Here is a 26,310-nt window from a genome sequence, read left to right as displayed (position 1 = left end):
GGCTCAGCGGAAGATGCCCGTGTGGCCGAGTGAGTAGCGGCCGGGCTGGGGGTAGACCGCGAGTCCGTGCGGGCCGCTGCCGACCTTGATGCGGGCCAGTTCGCGGCCGGAGGCGGTGTCGATGGCGTACACCTCGGCGTTGTAGCGGCCGGACAGCCACAGGACCTTGCCGTCCGCCGAGACGCCGCCCATGTCGGGGCTGCCGCCGCCGGGCAGGTGCCACTTCTTGGTGAGCTTGTTCTGCGCGAAGTCGAAGACGGAGATGCTGCCTTCGCCGCGGTTGGAGATGTACATCTCGCGTGAGTCGCGGCTGATGTAGAGGCCGTGGGCACCCTTGCCGGTGGGCAGGAAGGACGGCTGGGTGAACTTGTCGCCGTCGAGGATCCACACGCCGTCGGCCATCATGTCGGCGATGTAGAACCGCTTGCCGTCGGGGGAGATCTTCACGTCCTGCGGCATCGAGCCGTGGAAGGGCAGCTTCTGCTGGCCGACGACCCGCATCCGCTCGGTGTCGACCTTGAGCAGTTCCCCGCTGAACTCGCAGGAGACGATGAAGTACCGGCCGTCCAGGGAGAAGTCGGCGTGGTTGACGCCGTAACAGCTGACCGGGACGGTCTTGGCGCGCTTCATGGTGTGCGCGTCCCGGAAGACGAGTTCGCGGTCGAGGGAGGCCATGACGATCGCGTACTTGCCGTTCGGCGTGAAGTAGAGGTTGTAGGGGTCGTGGACGTCGACCGTCTTACCCGCCTTGCCGGTCTTCGGGTCGATGGGGGTGAGGGTGTTGCCGCGGTCGTTGTTGACCCACAGCGTCTTCAGGTCCCAGGAGGGGACGACGTGCTGGGGCTGGGTGCCGACCGGGATCGTCTCGATCACCTGGTACGTCGCGGGGTCGATGACGGTGACGGTGTTGGAGTTGGTGTTGGGGACGTAGACCCGGGAGGGGAAGTCCTTGACGACCGGGGAGAGCCGGTTCGGGCGGTCGGCCGCGTACACGTCCTTGGGGTCGAGGACGGGCGGCATGCCGGGCAGCCCCTGGACGGCGGCCTCCTTCCGGGCGGGCGCGACGGCCGCCTTGCTGCCGAGGGCCTCGTCCTTGTGGTGGTCGGCGCCGGAGCCGCAGGCGGCCAGGGAGACGAGGACGGCACTCGCGAGGAGGGCGTGAGCGATTCGGGTGCGCTGCATCAGCTGAACAACTCCGTGGTGGTCACCGCGGACAGGCCGCGGTGGGCGAGTTCTTCCAGGACGGCGGGGAGCGCCTCGACGGTGTCCGGGTAACCGAAGTGCAGGCTGACCACGGACCCGGCGCGCACCTCGGCGGCGACCTTGCGGGTGACGGCGTCGGCGCCGGGCCGGGTGTAGTCGAGGGAGTCGACGTCGTACGACAGGACGTGCGGGTATCCGGCCTCGCGGGCCAGGCGGCTGACGAGCGGGGAGGCCAGCGGGGCCCGGGAGGGGCGGAACCAGGTGCCGATCGAGCCGGTGAGGTGCCTGAGCCGGCCGGCGCAGGCGGTGATCTCGGCGCGGGCCTCGGCCTCGGACATGCTGTCGATCGCCAGGTGCCGCTGGGTGTGGTTGCCGAGGTCGTGGCCGCCGTCGAGGATCCGGCGGGCGATGTCGGGGTGCTCGTCGAGCCAGGTGCCGACGGCGAGGACGGTGAGGTGGGCCCCGTGCTTCTCGGCCTCGGTCAGCAGGGAGTGGGCGATGGCGGGGTCGCCCTGGCCGTGGAAGGTGAGGGCGACGCGGGGGCGGGTGCGGGGGCCGTGGGTGAGCTGGGCGGGTCGGCCCGGGTAGCGGCGGGGGGCGGGGGCCGCTCCGGGGGAGGTCGGCTCGGTGGCGGAGGGTCCGGTGGACGTCGGACGCGACGCGGAGGGCGCGGAATGTGCGACGGCGCCGTGCGTGGCACATCCGGCGGAGAGGGCGCCTGCGGCGAGGAGGCCGGCGCCCGTGCGTAGGGCCGTGCGGCGGTCGGTCGGGGTCACCCGCACCATTTAAGGGGGACATGGTAAGAAAAAGGCCGATTGCCCCGATTAGGGGGATGTTTTCGGGTCGCGGCGCGCGGCTCCGGAAAAGGGGCCTGGGCCCGGACGTCTCCGTGGAGGCGGAGATTCGACGCCAGGGCCTACGGCTTGCTCCGGACACCGCGGGCAGGCGGACCGCCCCATGTCATGGGCAGGGCGTCCGATGCCGGGCCGCGACCCGGTCACCCACACCGCCGTCGTGGAGATTCGCGACGTGCGCCCCGGGCCCTGTCGTCACATTCCCGTCGCCCGTCCGCAGGGCGGGCCCCGAGGCGTCTGACGCGTGCGATCGCTGGGCGCCGGAGCACCCTGACAGAGGAGCTGTTCGGGCGTTTCGGCAACGCGGCGAGCTCGCGTGCCAGGCACCTCTGGGCAGGCGGGTATTTGACGGCGGGGCCTAGCGGTCGGCGACGCGCATTTCGAACCAGGTCGTCTTGCCGCGGGGCAGCAGGTCGACGCCCCAGCGGTCGGACAGCTTGTCGACCAGGAACAGGCCGCGGCCGCTGATGTCGGTCTCCTGGACGGGCATCAGACAGGGCAGCCCCCGGGACGGATCGCGGACCTCGATGCGGATCCAGCCCCTGCGGCGGCGCATCCGGAGGCCGAACACCCGGGCGCCGGTGTGCCGGACGGCGTTGCCGACCAGCTCGGAGACCAGCAGGACCACGTCCTCGGTCATCTTCGGCGTCAGTCCCCACTGGCGGAGGACGACGACCTGGGCGAGACGGCGGGCGGTGGCCGCGGACTCGGGCCGGGAGGGGAGCGGTACCTCCGCCTCCGTCGGGTTGCCGAACAGTTCCAGCGCCTTCAGCGCCCGTTCGTCCTCCACCGCGGGCGACCAGCGCGCCGCCGTCGCACGGCCGTGTCCCCGCGGCTGTTCGATGCCCTCCAGCCCCGCCATGCCCCCATCATGGCCGCCGAAAGCTCACTCCGGGGCCGTTCCGGGGGAATACGCCCCCCGGAACGAATCGCTCCGGATAAGTCCTTCGGCATATGCCAAAGACAATTCGGGGTCACCCACAGCCCGGTTGAGCTGCGGCGCGAGGCCCGTTGGCGGCAATGGACCGCGTCCCTCGACAAGCCAGACTTAAGGCTTCCTTAAGGCTCCCATAAACCGCTCCATCGAGGGACCGCCGGATCGGACAGCGTGTCAATTGCAAGCGGTTCAGAGGAACTTCGCCTTGCCGGGGCCCTCCTCCACGAAGCTCTGCATCCCCCGCTCCCGGTCCTCGGTGGCGAACAGGCCCGCGAACCAGTTCCGTTCCACCGCGAGTCCGGTGTCGATGTCGGTCTCCAGACCCGTGTCGATGGACTCCTTGGCGGCCCGCAGCGCGAGCGCCGGGCCCTGCGCGAGCCTCGCCGCCCACTCGTGCGCCGCCGTGTACACCTCGGCGGCCGGGACGACCCGGTCCACCAGGCCCAGCGCCAGCGCCTCGTCCGCCTTGACCATACGGCCGGTGAAGATCAGGTCCTTGGCCTTGGAGGGGCCGACCAGCCGGGACAGCCGCTGCGTGCCGCCGGCGCCGGGGATCAGGCCGAGGAGGATCTCCGGCTGACCGAGCCTGGCGTTGTCCGCGGCGATGCGGAAGTCCGCGCACAGCGCGAGTTCGCAGCCGCCGCCGAGGGCGTAGCCGGTGATCGCCGCGACGACCGGCTTGGGGATGCGGGCGACCGCCGTGAACGAGTCCTGCAGGGCGCGGGCGCGCAGGACCATCGCCGTGTGGTCCATGTTCTGCATCTCCTTGATGTCCGCGCCCGCCGCGAACACCTTCTCCCCGCCGTAGACGATCACGGCCCGCACGTCCTCGCGCCGGGTCGCCTCCTCGGCGAGCTCCTTGAGCCGGTCCTGGGTGGCGACGTCCAGCGCGTTCATGGGCGGACGGTCGAGACGGATGGTGCCGACGCCTTCGGCGACTTCGAGATTCACGGTCATGCAGGCAGGTTAACGGGCACTAACGGCAACGGCCCCGGTGCGGTACCTCACACCGGGGCCGTCGATCACCACGGTCTACGACTTCCACTTCTCCCACGACATGTTCCAGCCGTTGAGGCCGTTGGCCGGGTCGACGGTACGGTCGTCGGAGTTCTTCACCGTCACCACGTCGCCGATGATGGAGTGGTCGAAGAACCAGGCGCCGGGCAGCGAGCGGTCGTAGCCGCCGCGCGCGTCGCGCAGGCCGATGCAGCCGTGGCTGGCGTTGTAGTTGCCGAAGGCGCCGCCGCCCCAGTAGTTGCCGTGGGCGAAGGTGCCCGAGTCGGTCAGCCGCATGGCGTCGGGGACGTCCTTGATGTCGTACTCGCCGCCGTAGCCGACCGTCTCGCCGTTCATCCGGGTCACCCGCAGCTTCTCGCTGATGACCATCTGGCCGTTCCAGGTGTCGTAGCCGGGCTTGCCGGTGGTGACGGGAAGGGTCTTGTACACCTTGCCGTCGCGCATGACCTTCATGGTGTGCTTCTTGGCGTCCACGATCGAGACCTGGTCGCGGCCGATGGTGAACTTCACGGTCTTGGCCTGCTTGCCGTAGACGCCGGGGCGGCCCTCGACGCCGTCCAGGTTCAGGCTGACGGTGACCTTGGTGCCGGACTTCCAGTAGTTCTCCGGGCGGAAGTCGAGGCGGTCGTTGCCGAACCAGTGGCCCTCGACGTCGACGGCCGGCTCGGTCTTGATGCTGATGGCCTTCTCGACGTCCGCGGGGTGCGTGATGCCCCGGGTGAAGCGGATCGAGAACGGCATCCCGACGCCGACGGTGGAGCCGTCCTCGGGGGTGAAGCTGCCGATGAAGGTGTTCTTCGGGGTCAATGTGGTGAAGCTGGAGTCCTCGGCCGCCTGGCGGCCCTCGGAGTCCTTGGCGACGGCGTGCACGGTGTACTTCGTGGACGCGGCCAGGTGGGTGGACGGCGTCCACGAGGCGCCGCCGTCGGTGATCTTCCCCGCTATCGCCTCACCCTTGGCGGTCTTGACCTCGACCTGCGTCAACTTGCCCTTGGTGGCGCTGACCTTGAGCGCGCCGCTGGTGTCGACGGAGGTCGCGCCGTCCTTCGGGGCTATGGCGACCACGGCCACGGACTGCTTGCTCTGCGCGCTGTCGGCGCCCTTGCCCTTGGCGTCCCCGGAACCTGACCCGGAGCCCGAGCCACCCCCTCCGCACGCGGTGACGGTGAGGAGCAGGGCGCCGAGTATCAGCGCCGGCACTCCTCTGCCTCCGCGCGCGTCAACCGACGCCCCCGATATCGGCCGCACGTTCAAGTCGTTCTCCCCTCCCGGGCCTGGTCGGGCCCCACCCCAGTGCGCCAGCCCAGCGCATTCGCGCATATTAACCGCAGGGTTTTGAGAATCGTGTCAGCCGAAGGTCACCATTTCGTCCCAACATCAACTGCCCGCTTTCCACTCCTTCCACCCCATGTTCCAGCCCCCGAGGCCGTTGTCGGGAGCGACCTTTTTGTCATTGCTGTGGACCACCTCGACGACGTCCCCGATCAGGCTGCGGTCGAAGAACCAGCCGGCGGGGGTGCCGGAACCGCCGCCCTTGGCGTCCCTGAGCCCCACGCAGCCGTGGCTGACATTGACCCGGCCCGGGGCGTCGGGCGCCCAGTAGTTGCCGTGCACGAAGGTCCCGGAGTCGGTCAGGCGCATGGCGTGCGGGACATCCGGGATGTCGTACTCGCCGCCGAAGCCGACCGTGCGGCTGTTCATGCGGGTGACCTCGAGCATCTCCATCACCACCATCTTGCCGTTGTAGGTGGTGTGCTTGGGCGAGCCGGCCGTGATGGGCACGGTGGCCAGCAGGGCGCCGTCCCGGCGCACCTGCATGGTGTGCCTGGCCGCGTCGACCAGGGAGACCTGGCTGCGGCCGACGGTGAAGGAGAAGGTCTTGTCCTGGATGCCGTAGACGCCGGGCGCCCCCTCGACGTCCCGCAGCCGCAGATCGACCGTGACCTGGGTGCCGGGCTTCCAGTAGTGCTCGGGGCGGAAGTCCAGGCGGGCCCTGCCGAACCAGTGCGGGCGGATCTCGACGGCCGGGCGTGCGGTGACCCGGATCGCGCGCTCGACGGCCGCGCGGTTCTCGACCTCCCGGTTGAACTCCAGGGAGACGATCATGCCGGTGCCGACGACGGCACGGTTCTCGGGGGTGACGTAGCCGATGAACCGTTCGTCGGGGACGTAGGTGGTGAAGGTCGTGTGGCGGGCCGACCTGCGGCCGTGTCCGTCCAGGGCGACGGCGTCGACGGTGTACTTGGCGGCGAGCGCGAGCCGGCCGTCGTCCGGCTCCCAGCGCAGGCCGTCCTCGGAGACGTGGCCGCGCACCTCGGTCTCCTGCGCGTCCCGCGCCACGACGACCTTCACGGCCTCCAGGCGCCCGCTGGGCACCCGCACCACGAGCCGCTGGTCGGGCCGGACGCCCTTGCTGCCGTCGTCCGGTGAGACGCGGATGACGTCCTCGGGGGCGGGAGGCTTGCCCAGGGCCTCGTCGATCCGGGGCGGGGAGGTGCAGCCGGCGAGAAGCCCGGCCCATGTCAGTACGGCGGCCAGTGCCGCCCGCGCGCGCCGCGCGCGCCTGTGTGCGTCCTTCACATGGGACCCAACGAGCGGCCCCGCCCTGGGGAAACGTGAGTGCGAGCCACGCTCTGGGCAGAACAGTGGGGAGGACGGCGTGAGGGACACCGCGGCCGGGACGCCGCACACCCTTTCCCTTTCCGTTCCACGAGCCGTGGGAGGCCGACAGGTGTCCAGCGCAGCCGAGCAGAAGGCGGTCGCCGAGGAGGGCGTGCGCCCTGCCGCCGTGGTCGACGGCGCGCCCCGCAGGGTGCCGGGCGTGCCCGTGCGGCCGGGTGCGCCGACGCCGCTGGGCGCCCGGTTCCGTACCGGGCCGGACGGGGTGGCGGGCACCAACTTCGCGCTGTGGGCGGGCGGGGCGGAGGCGGTGGAGCTGTGCCTGTTCGACGAGCGGGGCAAGGAGACACGGGTCCGTCTGGCCGAGCTGACCCATGAGATCTGGCACGGCTTCGTGCCGGGGGTGGTGCCCGGGCAGCGGTACGGCTACCGGGTGCACGGCCGCTGGGACCCGTGGACGGGCGGCCGCTGGAACCCGGCCAAGCTGCTGCTCGACCCGTACGCGCGCGCGGTGGACGGCGACTTCGGGCTGCCGCCGGAGGTGTACGGGCATGTGCGCGACTGGCCGCAGCAGCACGTCGCGGACACGGTGCGCGACGAGCGGGACTCGGCGCCGTACGTCCCCAAGGGCGTCGTCGTCCACGACGACGACGACTGGTCCGACGACCGCCGCCCGAAGACCCCGTGGGCGGACTCGGTCATCTACGAGCTGCACGTGCGGGGCTTCACCAAGCTGCACCCGGGCATCCCGGAGGAGTTGCGCGGCACCTACGCCGGGCTGGCGCACCCGGCGGCGATCGAGCACCTGGTGAAGCTGGGCGTCACGGCCGTCGAACTGCTCCCCGTGCACCAGTTCGCCCACGAGGACCACCTGCTGCGCCGCGGGCTGAAGAACTACTGGGGCTACAACTCCATCGGCTACTTCGCCCCGCACGCCGGGTACGCCGCCTCCGGTACGACCGGACAGCAGGTCGGCGAGTTCAAGCGCATGGTGCGGGCGCTGCACGCGGCCGGGATCGAGGTGATCCTGGACGTCGTCTACAACCACACGGCGGAGGCGGGCGAGCTGGGCCCGACCCTCTCCCTGAAGGGCATCGACAACCGCGGCTACTACCGCCTCCAGTCGGACGCCCGGCGCTACGCCGACTACACCGGCTGCGGCAACACCCTGCACGTGGTCCAGCCGCACGTGCTGCGCCTCATCACCGACTCGCTGCGGTACTGGGTGACGGAGATGGGCGTCGACGGCTTCCGCTTCGACCTGGCCGCCGCGCTGGCCCGTTCGATGCACGACGTCGACATGCTCTCGCCGTTCCTCGCGGTCATCGCCCAGGACCCGGTGCTCAGGCGCGTGAAGCTGATCGCCGAGCCGTGGGACGTGGGCTCCGGCGGCTACCAGGTGGGCGCCTTCCCGCCGCTGTGGACGGAGTGGAACGACCGGTACCGCAACGCCGTACGGGACTTCTGGCGCGGCGCGCTGCCCGACGTGCGGGACCTCGGCTACCGCCTGTCGGGCTCCAGCGACCTCTACGCCTGGGGCGGCCGGCGCCCGTACGCCTCCGTCAACTTCATCACCGCGCACGACGGTTTCACCCTGCGCGACCTGGTGTCGTACGAACGCAAGCACAACGAGGCCAACGGCGAGGGCAACCGCGACGGCACGGACGACAACCGGTCCTGGAACTGCGGCGCGGAGGGCGAGACGGACGACGAGCGCGTACGGGCTTTGCGGCGGCGGCAGTTGCGGAACCTGCTGACCACCCTGCTGCTGTCGACGGGCGTGCCGATGCTGGTCGCCGGTGACGAACTGGGCCGCACCCAGCGCGGCAACAACAACGCCTACTGCCAGGACAACGAGATCGGCTGGCTGGACTGGGGCCTGCTGTCGGAGCCCGGCTGGAAGGCGCTGTTCGACCTCACCGCCCGGCTGATCGCGCTGCGCCACCGCCACCCGGTGCTGCGCCGCCGCGCCTTCTTCTCGGGCCGCGCGCACTCCGCGGACGGCCTGCGCGACCTGGCCTGGTTCACCTCGCGCGGCGCCGAGATGACGGAACGGGACTGGTACGCGCCCGCTGCCACGCTCGGCATGTACCTCTCCGGCCGGGACATCCCGGGCCGCGACGAGCGGGGCGAGGCGATCCTCGACGACAGCTTCCTCGCCGTCCTGCACGCCGGTGACCGCCCCTCGGACTTCGTCCTGCCCGGCCCGCCGTGGGCCGAGCGCTACGAAGTGGTCGTCGACACCTCCCGCGAGACGCAGTCGGAGGAACCGGCGGTGACACACCGGGCAGGAGCGGCGATCACGGTCCCGGCCCGCTCGGTACTGCTGCTGCGGGTGGCCGGTTGAACTAGCCGAGGATGCCCCGCTGGTACGCCGTGGCCACCGCGGCCGCGCGGTCGTTCACGCCCAGCTTGGCGTACAGGTGGGTGAGGTGGGTCTTCACGGTCGCCTCGCTGATGAACAGTTCGCGGGCGATCTCGCGGTTGGAGGTGCCCCTGGCGACCAGGGTCAGGACCTCGCGTTCGCGGGCGGAGAGGGGCTCGTTGCCGGGGGCGCGGACCGCGGAGACCAGGCGGGAGGCGACGGCCGGGGAGAGGACGGTGCGGCCCTCGGCGGCGGCGCGCACGGCGGTGAACAGCTCGTCGCGCGGGGCGTCCTTGAGCAGGTAGCCCGTGGCGCCGGCCTCGATCGCCGGCAGGGTGTCGGTGTCGGTGTCGTACGTCGTCAGCACCAGGACCTTGGCGCGGGCGCCGCGCCGGGTGAGTTCGGCGATGGCGTCGACCCCGCCGCCGCCCGGCATGCGCAGGTCCATCAGGACCACGTCGGGGTCGAGGGCGGCGGCCCGCTCGACCGCCTCGACGCCGTTCACGGCCTCGCCGAGGACGCGGAAGCCCGGCGCGGACTCGAACATGCCGCGCAGACCGTCCCGTACGACGGGATGGTCGTCGACGATCAGCACGGAGATGTCAGCGGTCATGGCGGACCAACGGTACGCGAGCCGACAGCGCCGTGCCGTGGCCCGGCTCGGACTCCACGGTGAGGGAGCCGGCGATGCGTTCGGCGCGGGCCCGCATGCCGTCCAGTCCGAAGCCGCCGGAGACGGTGCGGGCCGGCACGGCGGCCGGGTCGAAGCCGGTGCCGTCGTCGCGGATGTCGAGGACCACCTCGTCGCCCATGAAGGACAGGGTGACGCCGACGCGGCGGGCCCGGGCGTGGCGGGCGGCGTTGGACAGGGCCTCCTGGACGATCCGCAGGAGGGTGGCGGCCACCTCGCCGTGCAGCTGCTCGGCGGTGCCGGTGACGGTGAAGTCGGCCCGCACGCCGGTGCGTTCGCCCCATGCGAAGACCGTCTTCTTCAGCGCCTGGGGCAGCCCGTCGTTGTCCAGGGCGGCCGGGGCGAGGTTGTGGACGGAGCGGCGGGCCTCCCCCAGGCTGTGGCGGGCCAGCTCCACGGCACGGCCCACGTGCTCGCGGGCCGCCTCCTCGTCGGGGGTGTTCGCCACGACCTGGAGCTGGGCGATGATGCCGGTCAGGCCCTGGGCGATGGTGTCGTGGATCTCGGCGGCCAGACGTCGGCGCTCGTCGGCGATGCCCGCCTCCCGTGCCTGGACCAGGAGTTGGGCGTGAAGGGCGGCGTTCTCGTCGAGCGCCTGCTGCAACGCGGCGTTGGTGCGCTCCAGTTCGGTGATGGTCTCGGTCCGCTCGTGGGCCCGCCGTGTCTCCTGCTCGGTTAGATGGGCGACCACCATCTGCAGGCCGGAGTTGGCGGCCAGCAGGGCGAGGAAGACCAGCCACTGGACCGCGCCGCCGAACGGCATCCCGCCGGCCTGCGCGCCGGCCACGGTGACCGCGCTCGCGAACAGGCCGAGCCGCTGCCATCTGACGCCGGGGATCGTCTCGTCGGCGTCCATGTAGCCGGTCGCGGCGTAGAACGCGAAGAACGGGTTGAGCCAGGTGAGGGCGAAGGCCAGCGCCCAGCGGGCGGCGTAGTAGGCGGTCCCGGCCGGGGAGGGGGTGCGGCGCCGGTCGGGCCCGTGGGGGCGGGTGCTGTGCCACCACAGCTGGAGTGCGACCGCGGCGCCGAGCAACGCCCAGGCGGTGTACCACCTGCCCGGTCCGGCGTGCGGGTCGGCGGTGGCGAGGGCGGGGACGAGACCGATGAACAGCAGCCCGTACGGCCCCCAGGTGTGGAACTGCTCCCAGCGCCGCTCGATCTGCGTGTCCACCCCGGTCATGTCCTCAGTCTGCACGGCCCCGTCCCTACTCCCAGCGGAACCAGCGGCCGGCCGCGCCGGTCAGCAGCAGGATCCACACCGCCGGCACGCCGAGGTGATCCCAGCCGGGCCAGTGCCCGGCCGCCGCCCGGTTCAGGGCCTGCGCGGCCGCCCCGAAGGGCGTGCAGTCGACGATCCTCGCCATCAGGTGCGGCATGGACTGCACCGGCAGCCACACGCCCGCGCAGAACATCGACGGGAAGAACACGGCCGATCCGATCGCGCCCGCGATCTTCGTCGTACGGGACAGTGCCGACACCACCGATCCGAGAGCGAGGGCCACCAGGACGGCCAGGAGCAGTGCGAGGAGGTATCCGAGGGGCTGCTTCGGCAGCCGTACGCCGAAGGCCAGCCGCCCGACCGCGAGGGCGAGCAGCGCCGACACCAGGGCGGCGCCGCCGTAGACCGCCATCTGCGCGGACAGCAGGGCGGAGGGGCGGACGGGGGTGGTGGCCATCCGGCGCAGGATGCCGCGCTCCCGATAGCCGGTGAGGGTCTGCGGCATGGACTGCAGGCCGCCGACGATCAGGCCGAGCAGGACGGCGACCGGGACGTAGACGTCGACGGTGCGCAGTCCGCCGAGGTCGCTCTGGTGCTCCCGGAACCCGGGGATCGAGCCGAGGATCACCAGCAGCAGGGTCGGGAAGAGCAGGATCCAGAAGATCGCGCCGGGTTCGCGGCGGAAGAGGCGGACCTCGGTCCGCAGGACGGCGGTGCTCATGACGCGGTCTCCTTCGTGTCGGCCTTCGTGTCGGCCTTCGTGAGGTCGAGGAAGGCGTCGTCGAGCGTGGCGTCCACGACGCGGAGCTGGTGGGCGGTGACCCGGTGGCGGGCGAGGAGGGTGATGACGGCGTTGACCGTCTCGTCGGTGCCGGCCAGCGTGATCCGGCCGTCCCTGCGGTCGACGGACGCGAGCGCGGGGAGGGCCTGGAGGTCACCGTCGTCCAGTGGGGCGGACGGGGTGAAGCTGATGACCGTGGCGCCCGCCGAGCGGCGGATCAGGCCGGCCGGGGTGTCCAGGGCGGCCACCCGCCCCCGGTCGATGACGGCGATCCGGTCGCACAGCCGCTGGGCCTCCTCCATGAAGTGGGTGACCAGCAGGACCGTCACCCCGCTCGCCCTGACGTCCTCGATGAGCTGCCAGGTGTCCCGGCGGGCCCGCGGGTCGAGGCCGGTGGTGAGCTCGTCGAGGACGACGACACGCGGGTTGCCGATCAACGCCAGGGCGATGAACAGGCGTTGCTTCTGACCGCCCGACAGCTTGGCGAACCGGGTGGCGAGCCTGCCGGTGAGGCCCAGGCGTTCGGCGAGCGGCGCCCAGTCGAGCGGGCGCGGGTAGAAGGAGGCGTACAGCTCCAGCGCCTCGCGGACGGTGAGCTTGGGCTGCAGTTCGCTCTGCTGCAGCTGGGCGCCCAGGACGCGCGCCACGCGCGCGTGGTCGGCGACGGGGTCGAGGCCGGTGACGCGGACGCGGCCGGCGTCGGGGACGCGGAGCCCCTCGACGCACTCGACGGTGGTGGTCTTGCCGGCGCCGTTCGGGCCGAGGATCCCGAAGATCTCGCCCTCCTCGACGGCGAAGGAGACACCGTCGACGGCGGGCCGGCCGCCGTAACTCTTGCGCAGGTCGGTGACTTCGATGACGGACATGGGACCAGCGTCGCCAAGCGCGGGGTGCGGCCACATCGGCCGTCGCGCTCGAAGCCGCATCAACCGATCGGTGGATGCGGCCCTACGACCCCGCCGCCGGTCACGTACGGCTCCTCGAACACGCAGGTCGTAGGACCATGGGCCGATTCGGGTCCGGCCAAAACTCGGTGGGCGTCGTCAGTGCCGGTCCGTAGGCTCACCACTGATGCCCACGACACGTGCAATCACCAAGGACCGGTCGGCCGTACGCACCCTGCTCCGCCTGTGGCCCCATGTCCGGCCGGTGCGGGCGCGGCTGGTGACGGCCGCGTTCGTGGCGATCGTCGCGTCCTGCGTGGGCCTGGTCATCCCGCTGGTGCTGAAGTGGATGGTCGACGGCCCGGTCGCCGACCGCGATCCGGCGGGCGTGTGGCTCGGCGCGCTGTACCTGCTGCTCCTCGGAGTGGCCGAGGCGCTGCTGTTCGGGCTGCGGCGCTGGCTGGTGGCGCGGCCGCTGTCCGGCGTCGAGGCGGGCATGCGGGCGACGCTGTACGGGCACCTGCAGCGGCTGCCGGTCGCCTTCCACGACCGGTGGGCCTCGGGCCAGTTGCTCTCGCGCGGCACGACGGACCTGATGCTGCTGCGCCAGTTCCTCGCCTTCCCCCTGACGTTCCTGCTGGTCAACGGCGTGACGATCCTCGTCGGTGTGACCATCATGCTGCTGCAGGACTGGACGCTGGGCCTGGTGATCCTGGTGCCGGCCGTGCCCGTCGTGGTCACCTGCGTGATCTTCGAGAAGCGGTACGCGCACGTGGCGCGGCTCGCGCAGGACCAGGTCGGCGATCTGACGACGGTCGTCGAGGAGAGCGTGCTGGGCATCCGGATCATCAAGGGCTTCGGGCGCCACCGCAGCCAGGCGCTGGCCTTCAGGGAGCTGTCGCGGACCCTGCGCGGCACGGAACTGCGCAAGGCCGGTCTGCTGGCGACGATCTGGGGCGTCATCGTGACGCTGCCGGAGGTGGCCATCGGAGCGGCGCTGGTGCTGGGGACCGTGCAGGTGGCGGACGGTTCGCTGTCGGCGGGGACGCTGGTGGCGTTCCTGTCGACGGCGCTCGCGCTGCGGTGGCCGGTGGACTCCATCGGCTTCCTGCTGGCGATGAGCCAGGAGGCGGCGACAGCCACCGAGCGGTACTTCGAGGTGCTGGACGAGGAACCGGAACAGTCCGGGCGGACCGCTCCGCGGCCGTCGCGGGACAGCGGTCTGCGCTTCCACGGCGTCCGCTTCCGCTACCCCGACGCCCCCGACGGCTCGCCCCCCGTCCTCGACCGGATCGACCTGCACATCCGCCCCGGCGAGTCCATGGCCCTGGTCGGCGCGACCGGAAGCGGCAAGACCACCCTCACCGCGCTCGTCCCCCGCCTCCACGAACTCACCTCGGGACGCATCACCCTGGACGGCGAGGACATCACCGCCATGTCCCGCGAGGAACTGCGCGCCAAGGTGGCCGTGGCCTTCGAGGAACCGACCCTCTTCTCCGCGAGCGTCGGGGAGAACGTGCTCATGGGCGCCGACGACCGGGCCGGGGCGGTCGAGCTGAACCGCGCCCTGTCCGTCGCGCAGGCCGAGTTCGCGCACGCGTTGCCCCAGGGCACGGACACGCAGGTCGGCGAGCAGGGCCTGAGCCTGTCCGGCGGACAGCGGCAGCGCCTCGCGCTCGCCCGTGCCGTCGTCGGCAGACCGAGGTTCCTCGTCCTGGACGACCCGCTGTCGGCGCTGGACGTGCACACGGAGGCCGCGGTGGAGGCCGCCCTGCGGGACGTGCTGGCCGAGACGACGGCGCTCATCGTGGCGCACCGCCCGTCCACCGTGCTGCTCGCCGACCGGGTCGCCCTGCTGTCCGGGGGCCGTATCGCGGCCGTGGGCACCCACCATGAACTGCTGCGCACCAACGCCGAGTACGCCCATCTGATGTCGGGCGCCGGGGAAGCGGAGGACGAGCGATGACGGCACCCTCGACGTCCGTGTCCACGGCCGACGACGAACCGGACCTGCCGCGCCCCGAGGGCAGGCTCGACCCCTTCGACCGGGACGTGCTGCCCACTCCCCCGGGTGCCACCGCCGGGCTGCTGCGCTCGCTGCTCGCCCCGCTGAGGTCCGGTGTCGCCCTGACCTCGTTCCTGCTGCTGCTCCAGCAGGCGGCGACGCAGGCGGGCCCGCTGCTGGTGGCGTACGCGATCGACAACGCCGTACCGGCGCTCCGGCGCGACGACCACGGGCCGCTGGTGGTGGTGGCCGTCGCCTATCTGCTGTGCGCGCTGGCCTCCGGGGTGCTGCAGTCGGCGTTCATCGTCACCTCGGCCCGGGTCAGCCAGGACGTGCTGCTGGACCTGCGGGGCCGGATCTTCCGGCACGCGCAGGCACTGAGCATCGACTTCCACGAGCGCTACACGAGCGGCCGGCTGATCTCGCGTTCCACCACGGACGTGGAGTCGCTGCGCGAGCTGCTGAACGAGGGCCTGCAGGAGCTGGTGACGGTCGTCCTGTCCTTCGTCTGCATCTCGGCGATGCTGCTGTGGCTGGATGTGGGGATCGGGGCGCTGGCGGTGGTGTCGTTCGTGCCGCTGTACCTGCTGGTACGGCTCTACCAGCGGCGCGCGGGACGGGTGTACGGGGTGCGTTCGACCGCCATCGCGGCCGTGATCGTGAAGTTCGTCGAGACGATGAACGGCATCCGCCCGGTGCGCGCGTTCCGCCGCGAGGCCGCCAACGACGCCGAGTTCGGCGTGCTCAACCGGCGGCACGAGCGGACCAACGGCGACGCGATGCTGGAGATGGCCCGCTATGTCGTGGGGTCCCGGCTGGTCGCCAACACCGCGGTAGCGGTGATCGTGCTGTGGGGCGCCTACCGGGTCGCGGACGGCTCGCTGGAGCTGGGTGTGCTGGCGGCCGCGGTGCTGTACCTGCGCCGGCTGTACGACCCCATCGACCGGCTCGGCATGTTCCTGAATGCCTACCAGTCGGCGGCGGCCTCGCTGGAGAAGATCGCCGGTCTGCTCGCACAGACGCCGTCCGTGCCGGAGCCGTCGGCGCCCGTGCCGCTGCCCGCCCTCACCGGGGGGATCCCGGGCCGCGAGGTCGTCTTCGACGGCGTGCGCTTCGGCTACCGCACCGGCGGTGAGGTGCTGCCCCGCTTCGACCTCGTCCTGCCGGCCGGACAGACGGTCGCGGTCGTCGGCTCGACCGGCGCGGGCAAGTCGACGCTGGCCAAGCTGCTCGCCCGCTTCTACGACCCCTCCGACGGGCGGGTGCTGCTCGACGGCGTCGACCTGCGCGAGCTGTCGGTGCCCGAACTGCGGCGCGGGGTGGTGATGGTGACGCAGGAGGCGTTCCTGTTCTCCGGCACGGTCGCCGACAACATCGCCATCGGGCGGCCGGAGGCGAGCCGTGAGCAGATCGAGCGGGCCGCGAAGGCGATCGGCGCGCACGACTTCATCGAGGCGCTGCCCGACGGCTACGACACGGACGTACGCAAGCGGGGCGGCCGTATCTCCGCCGGCCAGCGTCAACTCGTGGCCTTCGCTCGGGCGTTGCTGGCCGACCCGGCCGTGCTGATCCTCGACGAGGCGACCAGCTCGCTCGACATCCCGGGCGAACGGGCCGTACAGCGCGCCATGTCGACGGTGCTGCACGGCCGCACGGCGGTCGTCATCGCCCACCGGCTGTCGACGGTGGAGATCGCCGACCGGGTCCTGGTGATGGAGCACGGCCGGATCGTCGAGGACGGCCCACCGGCCGAGCTCATCGCGGGCACCGGCCGGTTCGCTGACCTGCACCGGGCGTGGCGGGACAGTCTGGCGTGACGGGCCGGGCCGTCAGCGGACGCCGACGGTCACATTGGCGCTGACCGCGCGAATGGAGTCGCCCGGCGGCAGGGCCGCGACCGCCGTGCCGTGCGTACGCAGCTCGACCAGCAGCGACTTCGCCCCGGCCAGCAGCTCCTGCTGGCGCTCGATCCGCTCGATCTGCTCGTCGAAGCGCTGCCGCGCCCGGGCGCAGTGGGGGAGCGACGGTTCGTCCACGCAAGGCAACACGGTGACGATGTCGGCGATGTCCAGGCCCACCCGGAGCAGCATTTTGATCCTGGCGATCCGGTCCAGGGCGTCCGCGTCGAACTCCCGGTAGCCGTTGGTCCGGCGGTGTGACGTCAGCAGGCCGACCGACTCGTAGTAGCGGATGGAGCGGGCGCTCGCGCCCGACCGCTCCGACAGTTCTCCGATGCGCATCACAGGACGGATCGCGATGAGTTGGTTCCGCAGGCCCGGCGTCATCTTTCCGGCGCGCATCGCGATGTGCCGGACCTGCTGGTCGATGAGGGGCGAGAGGTCTCCCCCGTCCTGTGTGGAGTCGCGCGCCCGGGACGAACCGGATGCCAGCCAGTCGACGCTGATTCCGGATGTCCCTCGCGCCGATGGTCGTTGAAGAACCTGACGAGCGCGACGACCACGGCGATGGAGGGATTGGTGTACCGGCTGGAGCGGAGCATGCCGAGGTAGCTGCGGGACACCTGACCTGGTAGCGGTTCTCGGTCCGGCTGATCATGTCGGCGACTTCTCCGGTGGTGAAATTGCGCCACCTGCGGCCCCCTCACGCGCCCGCCGGCAGCTCCTCGGGAGCGGGAGCGGTGACCTGTACGGCGTCGAGCAGGCCGGGGAAACGGGCGTCGAGGTCGTCGCGTCGCAGGGTGATGATCCGGGTGGTGCCCCGGACCTCGGTGTGCATGACGCCGGACTCACGCAGGACCTTGAGGTGGTGCGAGAGCGTCGATTTGGCAATGGGGTAGTCGAGTTGGCCGCAGGAGCGCGAGCCCTCCTCGTGCATGACGCGGGCGATGTCCCGGCGGATGGGATCGCTCAGGGCATGCAGAACCTTGTCGAGGGAGATGTCCCGCCGGTCGGGGTGATACAGCTGGCTGCGCATGCGCGACCTCCTCGTCGGCCCGTGACGTGGCGCCGCCCCGCTTCCCGCGAAGCTCCGGCCGCCTCGTTCAACGTTCTACGATGATAGAACATCACCGCCGGAGCCCGTCCGAGGCGATCAGCCGTACCGGGCACACCGCGGCACCGTGGTGCGCTCCTCGGCCCGCCGACGGGTGGCCGCGGCGGTCGGTACGAAGAACGCCGGGTGGTAGGCGCCCGGTGGCCACCCCGGACCCGGGCCGGCAGCGAGACCGCCGCGGCCGGGCCGCCGCCCGCGCCGGTGCTGGACGGCGATCCGTCCGGGTGCGACACCGAACTCGCCGGCGCGCGTGGCGAGCCACGGTCGTCTCGGGATCGCTCAGATCGAGGACGTCGAACATCGCGGCGGCGTCGATGTTCGGCGTCATGGCGGCAGGTCATGACGCGGGCCGTGGTCCCTCGGGGGAGGTGGGGTGGAGCCGGTCCGTGGGGGTGGCACCGGGCAGGAGCACGATCTTTCCGCCGAGTCCGCCCTTCCGGCCGAGGTCGAGCGCCTCGGCGGCCTGCGACAGCGGGAACCGTGCGGCCACGGGCAGTTCGAAGGGCCTGTGTCCGATCAGGTCCAGCGTGGAGGCCAGTTCGAGAGGGACGTGCTCCAGATGGGGCACGTCCCCGGCCCGGGCGCCCGGCTCCCAGGCGACGGTGACCCGTCGGACCCTGGGTTGAACCAGTTCCGCCGCTGTCTCGGTCGGCTGGGGGCCGCCCGCGCAGTCCACGGAGGCGTCGGACGGGCCGAGCGGGGCGAGCCGGTCGAGGAGACCGTCTCCATAGGCGACCGGGGTCGCCCCCAGGCGCCGTAGCAGCCGGTGGTGCCGGGCAGACGCCGTGCCGATCACCTCGGCGCCCATCAGCCGGGCCAGTTGGACGGCCGCCAGGCCCACTCCCCCGGACGCGCCGCGCACCAGGAGCCGTTCGCCGGCCCGCAGCCCGACCTGGACCAGGGCGGAGTACGCGGTGCCCGCCGCCACCGGCAGCACCGCCGCCTGCTCGGCCGAGAACCGGCCCGGCTGCGCGGTGAGTTCGTCGGCCTCCTGCGCGGCTGGGACCGCATCGTACTGCCGGTAGGTGCCGGGGCGACCGTGCCGGATGACGGCGTTGCCGACCTGGAACCGCCGCACGCCGGCGCCGACGTCCACGACCACGCCCGCCGCCTCGACGCCCAGGCAGCCGGGCAGGTCCATGGGGACGAGGTCCCGCAAATCGCCGCCGAGGAGCTTCCAGTCGATCGGGTTGACGCCGATCGCGGTGTAGCGGACCACCACCTCGCCGGATGCCGGCACGGGGACGGGCACTTCGGCGCCGTACAGCTCGTCGGAAGTCCCGTAGGCGTCGAAGAGCACGGCCGTGCTCACGCGGTGGCCTCCTCGCGGCGGAAGGCGCCGGCCGCCGCGTACACGGCGAGCGAGGCGACGTAGGCGACGACGGTGAACAGGGCCACGCCCCAGAAGCCGTCGCCCTTGGTGAGCAGGACGCCGCCGACGGCGCCGCCGATGGTGGTACCGACGTACATCGCGGCGTTCGCCAGCGAGGAGACGGTGCCGCGTGCGGTCTCCGTCTGCTGCTGCAGGACGCTCATGAACACCGGGAAGACGAATCCGGCGACCATCATGACGAGCGCCAGCAGCACCAGGGCCGTGCCGAGGTTGGGCGACAGCGGGACCAGGCAGTACAGGACGGTCATGGCCAGCACGGCCGACAGCAGGGAGCGGTACAGCCCCAGGCGCTGCACCAGCCTGCTGCCGAACAGCGAGCCGATCACGTTGCCCGCGCCGACCGCCATCATGGCGGTGCCGACGGATCCCACGTCGAGTCCGAAGTCCCTGTTGAACCAGGATCCGAAGAACGAGATGGCCTCGAAGTTGCCGGTCTGGAAGACCAGGTAGCCCAGGAGGAACCAGCGCAGCCTGCCGCGGCCGAGGACCGTGCCGTACGTGCGGAGCATGGCGCGAGGGCCGGTACCGGCGTTCCCGGCGTGACCCGGCACCGACGGGAAGAAGCGGGCGAGCACCAGCCACAGCAGCGCCGAGACCGCGCCGATGGCCCAGAACGGAAGGTGCCAGGAGGAGGCGGCGAGCCAGCTGCCGAGCGGGATGCCGGCGAACTGTGCGATGGACAGGCCGGCCGTCGCGAAGCCCATGGTCCGCACGATCTGCTGGGGCTTGACCAGGACCGGGATGGAGGCCCAGATCTGCGGGGAGACGAACGCGGCGCTCACACCGGCGAGGAACCGGAACAGAATCATCGTCCAAAAGCCCTGGGCGAATCCGCACAGCGCGGTCGCCACGACGAACGGATTTCACGGAAGCCGGGGTGCTCGGGATCGGCGAACTCCCGTAGGGCGGCCGGGAGTCGGGTCGCCAGCTCGACGTCGTCGGGGCCGGTGAGCACCAGGAGGGCGAGGGCGGCGTCGCGCAGGGTGGGGCCGGGAGTGATGACGTCGGTGGCGTCCCGTCTCGAGGACCGCGCGGACGCCGGCCTGGTCGTCCAGGAGTTGATCCAGGACGAAGGCGTGCGGGGAGGCGGTTGTTCATCGGACTCCTTCTCGTCGCACGGCTCGTCGGCGCTCCATGATTGTTCGTTGTTTGTGAAACTTCGAACAACGACTGTAGAGGACTTGGGTCGTACCGGATGACGGCCGGGCGCACGAACTGACGGACCGCTGCCTCACCTTCGACAGGCCGTTCAACATCACCGGTCAGCCGGCGGTCGCCGTCCCGCTGCACTGGAACGGCGAGGGGCTTTCCGATGGTTGTCCAACTGGCCGTCGGCCAGGGCCGCGAGGACTTCTGATCGCCGTCGCCGCTCGAGCGGGCCCTCCCCTGGGACCGGCGCACCCCCGCGCCGGGGTAATCCGCTTGAGCGCACTGCCGGTTACCGCTTTCGTGGACCCGATGCCACCGGGCGGCGAGGCGGAGGACACGGCAGATGATCGACGCGTACGAGGATCCGGGCACGCCCGACTGCCGCAGTGGCCGGCACTACCTGATGTGGCTGGTCCGCCGACAGCCCGGCAGATGCGCCGCCGGGGCGGTGCTGGGCAGTGTGTGGATGGTCCTGCTGACGGCCACCCCCTATCTGCTGTCCCGGGCGATCGACGACGGGCTGGTGCCGGGGGACTTCCCGGCACTGGCGGGCTGGACGGCCCTGCTCTTCGCGGTGGGGGCGTTCAACGCCTGGCTGAGCATCATGCGGCACCGCACCATGACCCGGGTGCGCATGGACGCCAACTTCCGCACGGTGAAGGTGGTCGTCGGGCAGGCGGTGCGGCTGGGGGCCGCGTTGCGGCGCGCGTGGGGGCCGGGGAGGTCGTCACGATCGGGGTGGGCGACGTGCAGACGATCAGCCAGTCGCTGACGGTGGTGGGGCCCGGTGTCGGAGCGGTGGTCGCCTATCTCGTGGTCGCCGCTCTGCTGCTGTCCGTGTCACCGCTGGTGGCGGCCGTCGTGCTGCTCGGCATGCCCGTGATCGTCGTCCTCGTGGGCCCGCTGCTGGCCCGGCTGCAGGGCGCGGAGACCGAGTACCGGGAGCGGCAGGGCGTCCTGACGGCCCGGATCGCCGATCTCGCCGGCGGGCTGCGGGTCCTCAACGGCCTCGGCGGCAAGGGCCTGTTCGCGCAGGCCTTCCGGCGCGACTCGCAGCGCCTGCGCCGGCAGGGCTACCGGGTCGGCGCGGTGACCAGCTGGGTCCAGGCGCTCGGGGTGGGCCTGCCGACGCTGTTCCTTGCCCTGGTGACCTGGCTGGCGGCGCGACTCGCCGCCCAAGGACTCATCAGTGTCGGCGAGTTGGTGTCCGTGTACGGCTATGTGGCGGTGCTGGTGGGCCCGGTGGCCTTCTGGGTGGAGTGCGGCTACCAGATCAGCCGGGGGCTGGTGTCGGCCCGGCGCGTCGTGCGGTTCCTGCGACTGGAGCCCCTCGCCGACACCGGCACCCATGACGCGCCCGCCGGGCCCGCGGCCCTGTACGACCCCGAGTCCGGGGTCCGGGTCCTCCCGGCCCGGCTGACCGCGCTGGCCGCGGCCCGCCCGTCCGACGCGGCGGCCGTCGTCGACCGGCTCGGGGCATACACGCCCTCGGCGGCGACCTGGGGCGACGTCCTTCTGGCCGACATCCCGGTGGCGCGGATCCGGGAGCGCGTCCTGGTCGCCGACCACGAGGCGGACCTGTTCGCGCAGACGCTGCGCTCCCTGGTCCGCGGGCGGCGGGAGCGGGCGCCGGGGGACATCGAGCGGGCCGTGCGCACGGCGGTCGCCGAGGACGTCGTGCTCGGGCTGCCGGACGGGCTCGACTCGGTCATCGAGGCCCAGGGCCGCAACCTCTCCGGCGGCCAGCGCCAGCGGGTACGGCTGGTCCGCGCCCTGCTGGCCGACCCGGAGGTGCTGCTCGCCGTGGAGCCGACCTCCGCCCTGGACGCCCACACCGAGGCGCGGGTCGCCGAACGGCTGCGCGCGGCACGGCAGGGCCGTACGACGCTGGTCACGAGCACGTCCCCGCTCGTGCTGGACCGGGCGGACACCGTGTACTTCCTGGTGGACGGAGCGGTCGTGGCCGCCGGAAGCCACCGCGAACTGCTCGACGCGGAGCCCGCCTACCGGGCGCTGGTGGCCAGGGACGCGGACGCCGAGGAGGTCGTACGGTGACATCGGATTCCAGCCGTACGGTGGCCTCGGAGTCCACCGGGCACCTCCCGGTCGCCGGACGCGCCGACGTGCGGCGCGCGATGGTGCGGCTCGTCCGCGCCGACTCCCGGGCCTTCGCCGCCGTCCTCGCGCTCAACGCGCTCGCCGCGGGCGCCGGGCTGGCCGGGCCGTGGCTGGTGGGGCGGATCGTGGACGAGGTGCGGGCCGGCGGGGGCGTGGGCGCCGTCGACCGGCTGGCCCTGTGGATCCTGCTCTGCTCTCTCGCGCAGCTGCTGCTGGCCCGCTGGGCCCGCTACGTCGGCCATCGCTTCGGCGAGCGGACGCTGGCCCGGGTCCGGGAGCAGTTCGTCGACCGTACGCTCGCGCTGCCCGCGTCGGTGGTGGAGCGGGCCGGCACCGGTGATCTGACCGCGCGTGGCACGGGTGACGTGGCGCTGGTCGGCACCACCCTGCGCGACGCGGGACCCGACCTGCTCATCAACGGCGTGCAGGCGCTGTTCCTGCTCGGCGCCGTGTTCGCGCTGCATCCGCTGCTGGGCGCCTGCGGTCTGCTCGGGCTCGTTCCCATCGGCTGGGGCCTGCGCTGGTATCTGCGGCGCGCCCGTGACGGCTATCTCGCCGAGGGAGCCGCCACCTCGGAGGTTGCGGAGATCCTCGCGGCGACGGCGGCCGGTGCCCGGACGGTCGAGGCGCTGCGTCTCGAGGAGCGGCGCATGACGGCCTCCCGGGACGCGCTGGAGACGTCCCGGCGCACCCGGCTGTACACCCTGTTCCTGCGGAGCGTGTTCTTCCCGGTGGTGGAGGTGTCCTATCTCGTCCCGGTCGCCGCGGTCCTGCTGGCCGGCGGGCTGCTGCACGGGCGCGGCACGCTGAGCCTGGGCGCGGTGGTGGCGGCGGCCCTGTATCTGCAGCGGCTGAGCGGGCCGCTGGACGACATCCTGATGCGCGTCGAGCAACTGCAGAACAGCGGCGCCTCGTTCGCCCGCGTCGAGGGCCTCGCCCGGGCTCCGCGGGCGGTGCGGGACGGCTCACCCACGCCGGCCGGCGACCGGATCGACATGGCCGGGGTGCGGTACGCCTACGAACGCGGCGGCGAGGTGCTGCACGGGGTCGACCTGACCGTACGGCCCGGGGAGCGGCTGGCGGTCGTCGGTCCGTCCGGCGCCGGGAAGACGACCCTCAGCCGGCTCCTCGCGGGGGTCGACGCGCCGACCGAGGGGTCGGTGACCGTCGGCGGTGTGCCGGTCGTCGACCTCGGTCCCGAGCAGCTGCGCCGGCAGGTCGTCCTGGTCACCCAGGAGCACCACGTGTTCATGGGCACGGTCCGCGACAACCTGCTCATCGCCGAACCGGACGCCACGGACGGGGAGTTGTGGGCGGCACTCGCGGCGGTGGGCGCCGACGAGTGGGTGCGCGAGCTGCCGGGCGGCCTGGACACCCCGCTCGGCGAGGGGGGCCGGCTCACCGACGGTCCGCAGGCGCAGCAACTCGCCCTGGCCCGCGTGGTGCTGGCCGACCCGCACACGCTGATCCTGGACGAGGCGACGGCGTTGCTGGACCCGACGACCGCGCGTCACACCGAGCGGGCCCTGGCCGCCGTACTGGAGGGGCGCACGGTCATCGCGATCGCGCACCGTCTGCACACGGCCCACGACGCGGACCGCGTGGCCGTGATGGAGAACGGCCGCCTCACCGAACTCGGCACCCACGAGCAGCTGGTGGCGGCGGACGGCGCGTACGCGGCGCTGTGGGGGACGTGGCACGGGGAGCGCCCGCACCCCGCGTGATCGGCTCATAGGCCAGCGGCAGGTTCGCATAGCGAACATGGATATCCGGTCAACGAACCAATTCCGGCCAAGTTCCTGACGCGCTCCTGACAGGCGGTCAATCTCCTGCCACCCTTCCCACAGCTTCAACACAGCAACCCCACAGCTCCACCCCAGTTCTGCCCGGGCGGTCGACCCACCGTCCGGATCTCCCCTGGTCGCGCGATCCGCGACCACGCAGAAGGAGTCAGTGTTGAGAAGCAGTTCCTCTCGCAGACGCACCTCCCACACCCTCGCCATAGCCGGCGTCACCGCCCTGCTCGCCGCGGCCGTCCAGACGGGCGCCGCCTCCGCCGCCCCGGCCCAGGCCTCCGGCAAGGGCAATCCGGCCCACGCGGCCGTCAAGCTCTCCCCCTCGCAGCGTGCCGAGCTGCTGCGCGACGCCGACACGGCCCGCAGCCAGACGGCCCGTGACATCGGCCTCGGGTCGAAGGAGAAGCTCGTCGCCCGCGACGTCGTCAAGGACGCCGACGGCACCCTGCACACCCGCTACGAGCGCACCTACGCGGGCCTGCCGGTCCTCGGCGGCGACCTCGTGGTCGACACCGCCAGGTCGGGTGTCACGCAGCGCGTCATCAAGGCGACGAACGCGGCCATCAAGGTCTCGGACGTCACCCCGGACATCACGAAGGCGGCCGCCGAGAAGCAGGCCGTGAGCCGTGCCAAGACGCTCGGCGGCACCAAGACCGCCGCCGACAGCGCCCGCAAGGTGATCTGGGCGGCGAGCGGGAAGCCCGTCCTCGCCTACGAGACGGTCATCGGCGGCTTCCAGGACGACGGCACGCCGAACCAGCTGCACGTCATCACCGACGCCACCACCGGCAAGAAGCTCTTCGAGTACCAGGGCATCGAGAACGCCACCGGCACCGGCAACACCCAGTACAGCGGCACCGTCTCGCTGACGACGACGCAGTCGGGTTCGAACTACAACCTGACCGACGGCGACCGCGGCAACCACAAGACGTACAACCTCAACCACGGCACCTCGGGCACCGGCACGCTGTTCTCGCAGACCAGCAACACCTGGGGCAACGGCACCACCTCGAACGCGGCCACCGCGGGCGCGGACGCCCACTACGGGGCCGCGGTCACCTGGGACTTCTACAAGTCCACGTTCGGCCGCTCCGGCATCAAGAACAACGGCGTCGGCGCCTACTCCCGCGTCCACTACGGCAACTCGTACGTGAACGCCTTCTGGGACGACAGCTGCTTCTGCATGACCTACGGCGACGGCTCCGGCAACGCGGACCCGCTGACCTCCCTCGACGTCGCCGGCCACGAGATGAGCCACGGAGTCACGTCGAACACGGCGGGGCTCAACTACAGCGGCGAGTCCGGCGGTCTCAACGAGGCGACCTCCGACATCTTCGGCACGGGAGTGGAGTTCTACGCCAACAACTCCTCCGACGTCGGCGACTACCTCATCGGCGAGAAGATCGACATCAACGGCGACGGCACCCCGCTGCGCTACATGGACAAGCCCAGCAAGGACGGCGCGTCCAAGGACAGCTGGTACTCGGGCCTCGGCGGTCTGGACGTGCACTACTCGTCCGGCCCCGCCAACCACTTCTTCTACCTGCTGAGCGAGGGCAGCGGTGCCAAGGTCATCAACGGCGTCAGCTACAACTCGCCGACCGCGGACGGACTTCCGGTCACCGGCATCGGCCGCGCCAAGGCACTGCAGATCTGGTACCGGGCGCTGACGACCAAGTTCACGTCCACCACCAACTACGCCTCCGCGCGCACCGGCACCCTCGCGGCGGCAGGTGAGCTCTACGGCACCACCTCCGCCGAGTACAAGGCGGTGCAGGACGCGTGGGCGGGCGTGGCGGTCGGCTCGCGCTCCGGCGGCGGTGGCGGTACCGGGACGTCGTACGAGAGCTCGACCCCGGTGTCGATTCCGGACAACGGTCCCGCCGTCACCTCCTCGATCACGGTCTCCGGACGGACCGGAAACGCACCGTCCAACTTGCAGGTCACGCCGAACATCACTCACACCTGGCGCGGCGACCTGGTGATCGATCTGATCGGTCCGTCGGGCACCGCCTACCGGCTGAAGAACTTCAGCTCCTCCGACTCGGCGGACAACGTGACGGACACGTACACCGTGAACGCCTCCACCGAATCAGCCAATGGCACTTGGAAGTTGAGGGTCCAGGACCAGGCCGCGCAGGACGTCGGCACGATCAACAGCTGGAAGCTCACCTTCCCGTAGGCCGCGGGCCCCTGAGGCCTCAGGCCCCGAATTCAGGGCGCCGCCCCGGTGGTTCGACTCCCCGGGGCGGCGCCCCTTTTTGCCG

At 71.8% G+C, this 26,310-nt stretch carries 19 protein-coding genes and 1 pseudogene; 6 read left to right on the top strand and 14 right to left on the bottom strand.

The window, feature by feature from the left end; genetic code table 11:
* Positions 1-3: 3 nt before the first annotated feature.
* The 6 genes from FBY22_RS04540 to FBY22_RS04515 form a co-directional block, all read right to left on the bottom strand.
* Positions 4-1,182, bottom strand: a complete 1,179-nt coding sequence (locus tag FBY22_RS04540) for a YncE family protein (RefSeq protein ID WP_142142599.1) — start codon at positions 1,180-1,182, stop codon at positions 4-6.
* Positions 1,182-1,988, bottom strand: a complete 807-nt coding sequence (locus FBY22_RS04535; RefSeq protein ID WP_142142598.1) for a polysaccharide deacetylase family protein — start codon at positions 1,986-1,988, stop codon at positions 1,182-1,184. The genes FBY22_RS04540 and FBY22_RS04535 overlap by 1 nt, the downstream gene beginning before the upstream one ends.
* 427 nt (positions 1,989-2,415) lie before the next feature.
* The gene (locus FBY22_RS04530) at positions 2,416-2,919 is read right to left on the bottom strand and encodes an ATP-binding protein (RefSeq protein WP_142142597.1); all 504 of its coding nucleotides are present in this window, start codon (positions 2,917-2,919) and stop codon (positions 2,416-2,418) included.
* 264 nt (positions 2,920-3,183) lie between these two features.
* Positions 3,184-3,951: an enoyl-CoA hydratase/isomerase family protein gene (locus FBY22_RS04525; protein WP_142142596.1), complete on the bottom strand. Its 768-nt coding sequence runs from the start codon at positions 3,949-3,951 to the stop codon at positions 3,184-3,186.
* A gap of 75 nt (positions 3,952-4,026) precedes the next feature.
* Positions 4,027-5,265, bottom strand: a complete 1,239-nt coding sequence (locus tag FBY22_RS04520; RefSeq protein ID WP_174267087.1) for an Ig-like domain-containing protein — start codon at positions 5,263-5,265, stop codon at positions 4,027-4,029.
* A gap of 123 nt (positions 5,266-5,388) precedes the next feature.
* Entirely contained in the window at positions 5,389-6,591 is a 1,203-nt protein-coding gene (locus FBY22_RS04515) for an Ig-like domain-containing protein (RefSeq protein WP_142142594.1), read from the bottom strand.
* 151 nt (positions 6,592-6,742) lie between these two features.
* On the opposite strand from FBY22_RS04515, the gene glgX reads away from it, so the two are divergent.
* Entirely contained in the window at positions 6,743-8,977 is a 2,235-nt protein-coding gene (glgX, locus tag FBY22_RS04510; RefSeq protein WP_174267086.1) for a glycogen debranching protein GlgX, read from the top strand.
* A gap of 1 nt (position 8,978) precedes the next feature.
* Here glgX and FBY22_RS04505 read toward each other — a convergent pair whose 3' ends face one another.
* Genes FBY22_RS04505 through FBY22_RS04490 form a run of 4 tightly spaced genes read right to left on the bottom strand, consistent with a single transcriptional unit; the run spans position 8,979 to position 12,552 of the window.
* On the bottom strand, positions 8,979-9,608 hold the full coding sequence (locus FBY22_RS04505) for a response regulator transcription factor (RefSeq protein WP_142142592.1): 630 nt from the start codon (positions 9,606-9,608) through the stop codon (positions 8,979-8,981).
* Entirely contained in the window at positions 9,598-10,866 is a 1,269-nt protein-coding gene (locus FBY22_RS04500) for a sensor histidine kinase (RefSeq protein ID WP_142147364.1), read from the bottom strand. The genes FBY22_RS04505 and FBY22_RS04500 overlap by 11 nt, the downstream gene beginning before the upstream one ends.
* A gap of 25 nt (positions 10,867-10,891) precedes the next feature.
* A complete protein-coding gene (locus FBY22_RS04495) occupies positions 10,892-11,626 on the bottom strand; it encodes an ABC transporter permease (protein WP_142142591.1) in 735 nt (244 codons plus the stop codon).
* A complete protein-coding gene (locus FBY22_RS04490; protein WP_174267085.1) occupies positions 11,623-12,552 on the bottom strand; it encodes an ABC transporter ATP-binding protein in 930 nt (309 codons plus the stop codon). Before FBY22_RS04490 ends, FBY22_RS04495 begins: the two co-directional genes overlap by 4 nt.
* A 205-nt stretch (positions 12,553-12,757) precedes the next feature.
* Here FBY22_RS04490 and FBY22_RS04485 point away from each other — a divergent pair, with 205 nt between their 5' ends.
* Together FBY22_RS04485 and FBY22_RS04480 are read left to right on the top strand one after the other, a co-directional pair.
* Complete coding sequence (locus tag FBY22_RS04485) at positions 12,758-14,536, top strand: ABC transporter ATP-binding protein (RefSeq protein WP_142142590.1); 1,779 nt, start codon at positions 12,758-12,760, stop codon at positions 14,534-14,536.
* Positions 14,533-16,392, top strand: a complete 1,860-nt coding sequence (locus FBY22_RS04480) for an ABC transporter ATP-binding protein (protein ID WP_142142589.1) — start codon at positions 14,533-14,535, stop codon at positions 16,390-16,392. Before FBY22_RS04485 ends, FBY22_RS04480 begins: the two co-directional genes overlap by 4 nt.
* A 12-nt stretch (positions 16,393-16,404) precedes the next feature.
* Here FBY22_RS04480 and FBY22_RS04475 read toward each other — a convergent pair whose 3' ends face one another.
* The 4 genes from FBY22_RS04475 to FBY22_RS04460 form a co-directional block, all read right to left on the bottom strand.
* Positions 16,405-16,815, bottom strand: a complete 411-nt coding sequence (locus FBY22_RS04475; RefSeq protein ID WP_142142588.1) for a MerR family transcriptional regulator — start codon at positions 16,813-16,815, stop codon at positions 16,405-16,407.
* Positions 16,816-17,176: 361 nt separating this feature from the next.
* A complete protein-coding gene (locus tag FBY22_RS04470) occupies positions 17,177-17,509 on the bottom strand; it encodes a helix-turn-helix transcriptional regulator (RefSeq protein ID WP_142142587.1) in 333 nt (110 codons plus the stop codon).
* A gap of 415 nt (positions 17,510-17,924) precedes the next feature.
* On the bottom strand, positions 17,925-18,899 hold the full coding sequence (locus FBY22_RS04465) for an NADP-dependent oxidoreductase (RefSeq protein WP_160159858.1): 975 nt from the start codon (positions 18,897-18,899) through the stop codon (positions 17,925-17,927).
* Positions 18,896-19,831 carry an MFS transporter gene (locus tag FBY22_RS04460; protein WP_142142586.1) on the bottom strand — a complete coding sequence of 312 codons (936 nt, stop codon included), beginning with the start codon at positions 19,829-19,831 and terminating at the stop codon, positions 18,896-18,898. The genes FBY22_RS04465 and FBY22_RS04460 overlap by 4 nt, the downstream gene beginning before the upstream one ends.
* 641 nt (positions 19,832-20,472) lie before the next feature.
* Between FBY22_RS04460 and FBY22_RS04455 the strand changes: the two are divergent.
* From FBY22_RS04455 to FBY22_RS04445, 3 genes and pseudogenes are all read left to right on the top strand, one after another.
* Positions 20,473-22,184, top strand: a pseudogene (locus FBY22_RS04455) (ABC transporter transmembrane domain-containing protein).
* Between the two features lie 80 nt (positions 22,185-22,264).
* Positions 22,265-23,971, top strand: coding sequence for an ABC transporter ATP-binding protein (locus tag FBY22_RS04450; protein WP_142147358.1), 1,707 nt, complete (start codon positions 22,265-22,267; stop codon positions 23,969-23,971).
* 232 nt (positions 23,972-24,203) lie between these two features.
* A complete protein-coding gene (locus FBY22_RS04445) occupies positions 24,204-26,225 on the top strand; it encodes a M4 family metallopeptidase (protein WP_142142585.1) in 2,022 nt (673 codons plus the stop codon).
* Positions 26,226-26,310 lie beyond the last annotated feature (85 nt).

The sequence above is a fragment of the Streptomyces sp. SLBN-31 genome, from assembly GCF_006715395.1.
Classification (GTDB): Bacteria; Actinomycetota; Actinomycetes; order Streptomycetales; family Streptomycetaceae; genus Streptomyces.
The sequence above is the reverse complement of the archived record's forward strand: the minus strand, read 5'-3'. Positions and strand labels throughout refer to the sequence as shown.

Bases quoted from the DNA above. Each gene is read 5' to 3' on its own strand.
- FBY22_RS04540 (WP_142142599.1), bottom strand. From the start codon at position 1,182: ATGCAGCGCACCCGAATCGCTCACGCCCTCCTCGCGAGTGCCGTCCTC.
- FBY22_RS04535 (WP_142142598.1), bottom strand. From the start codon at position 1,988: ATGGTGCGGGTGACCCCGACCGACCGCCGCACGGCCCTACGCACGGGC.
- FBY22_RS04530 (WP_142142597.1), bottom strand. From the start codon at position 2,919: ATGGCGGGGCTGGAGGGCATCGAACAGCCGCGGGGACACGGCCGTGCG.
- FBY22_RS04525 (WP_142142596.1), bottom strand. From the start codon at position 3,951: ATGACCGTGAATCTCGAAGTCGCCGAAGGCGTCGGCACCATCCGTCTC.
- FBY22_RS04505 (WP_142142592.1), bottom strand. From the start codon at position 9,608: ATGACCGCTGACATCTCCGTGCTGATCGTCGACGACCATCCCGTCGTA.
- FBY22_RS04500 (WP_142147364.1), bottom strand. From the start codon at position 10,866: ATGACCGGGGTGGACACGCAGATCGAGCGGCGCTGGGAGCAGTTCCAC.
- FBY22_RS04495 (WP_142142591.1), bottom strand. From the start codon at position 11,626: ATGAGCACCGCCGTCCTGCGGACCGAGGTCCGCCTCTTCCGCCGCGAA.
- FBY22_RS04490 (WP_174267085.1), bottom strand. From the start codon at position 12,552: ATGTCCGTCATCGAAGTCACCGACCTGCGCAAGAGTTACGGCGGCCGG.
- FBY22_RS04485 (WP_142142590.1), top strand. From the start codon at position 12,758: ATGCCCACGACACGTGCAATCACCAAGGACCGGTCGGCCGTACGCACC.
- FBY22_RS04480 (WP_142142589.1), top strand. From the start codon at position 14,533: ATGACGGCACCCTCGACGTCCGTGTCCACGGCCGACGACGAACCGGAC.
- FBY22_RS04475 (WP_142142588.1), bottom strand. From the start codon at position 16,815: ATGCGCATCGGAGAACTGTCGGAGCGGTCGGGCGCGAGCGCCCGCTCC.
- FBY22_RS04470 (WP_142142587.1), bottom strand. From the start codon at position 17,509: ATGCGCAGCCAGCTGTATCACCCCGACCGGCGGGACATCTCCCTCGAC.
- FBY22_RS04450 (WP_142147358.1), top strand. From the start codon at position 22,265: ATGGTGCGGCTCGTCCGCGCCGACTCCCGGGCCTTCGCCGCCGTCCTC.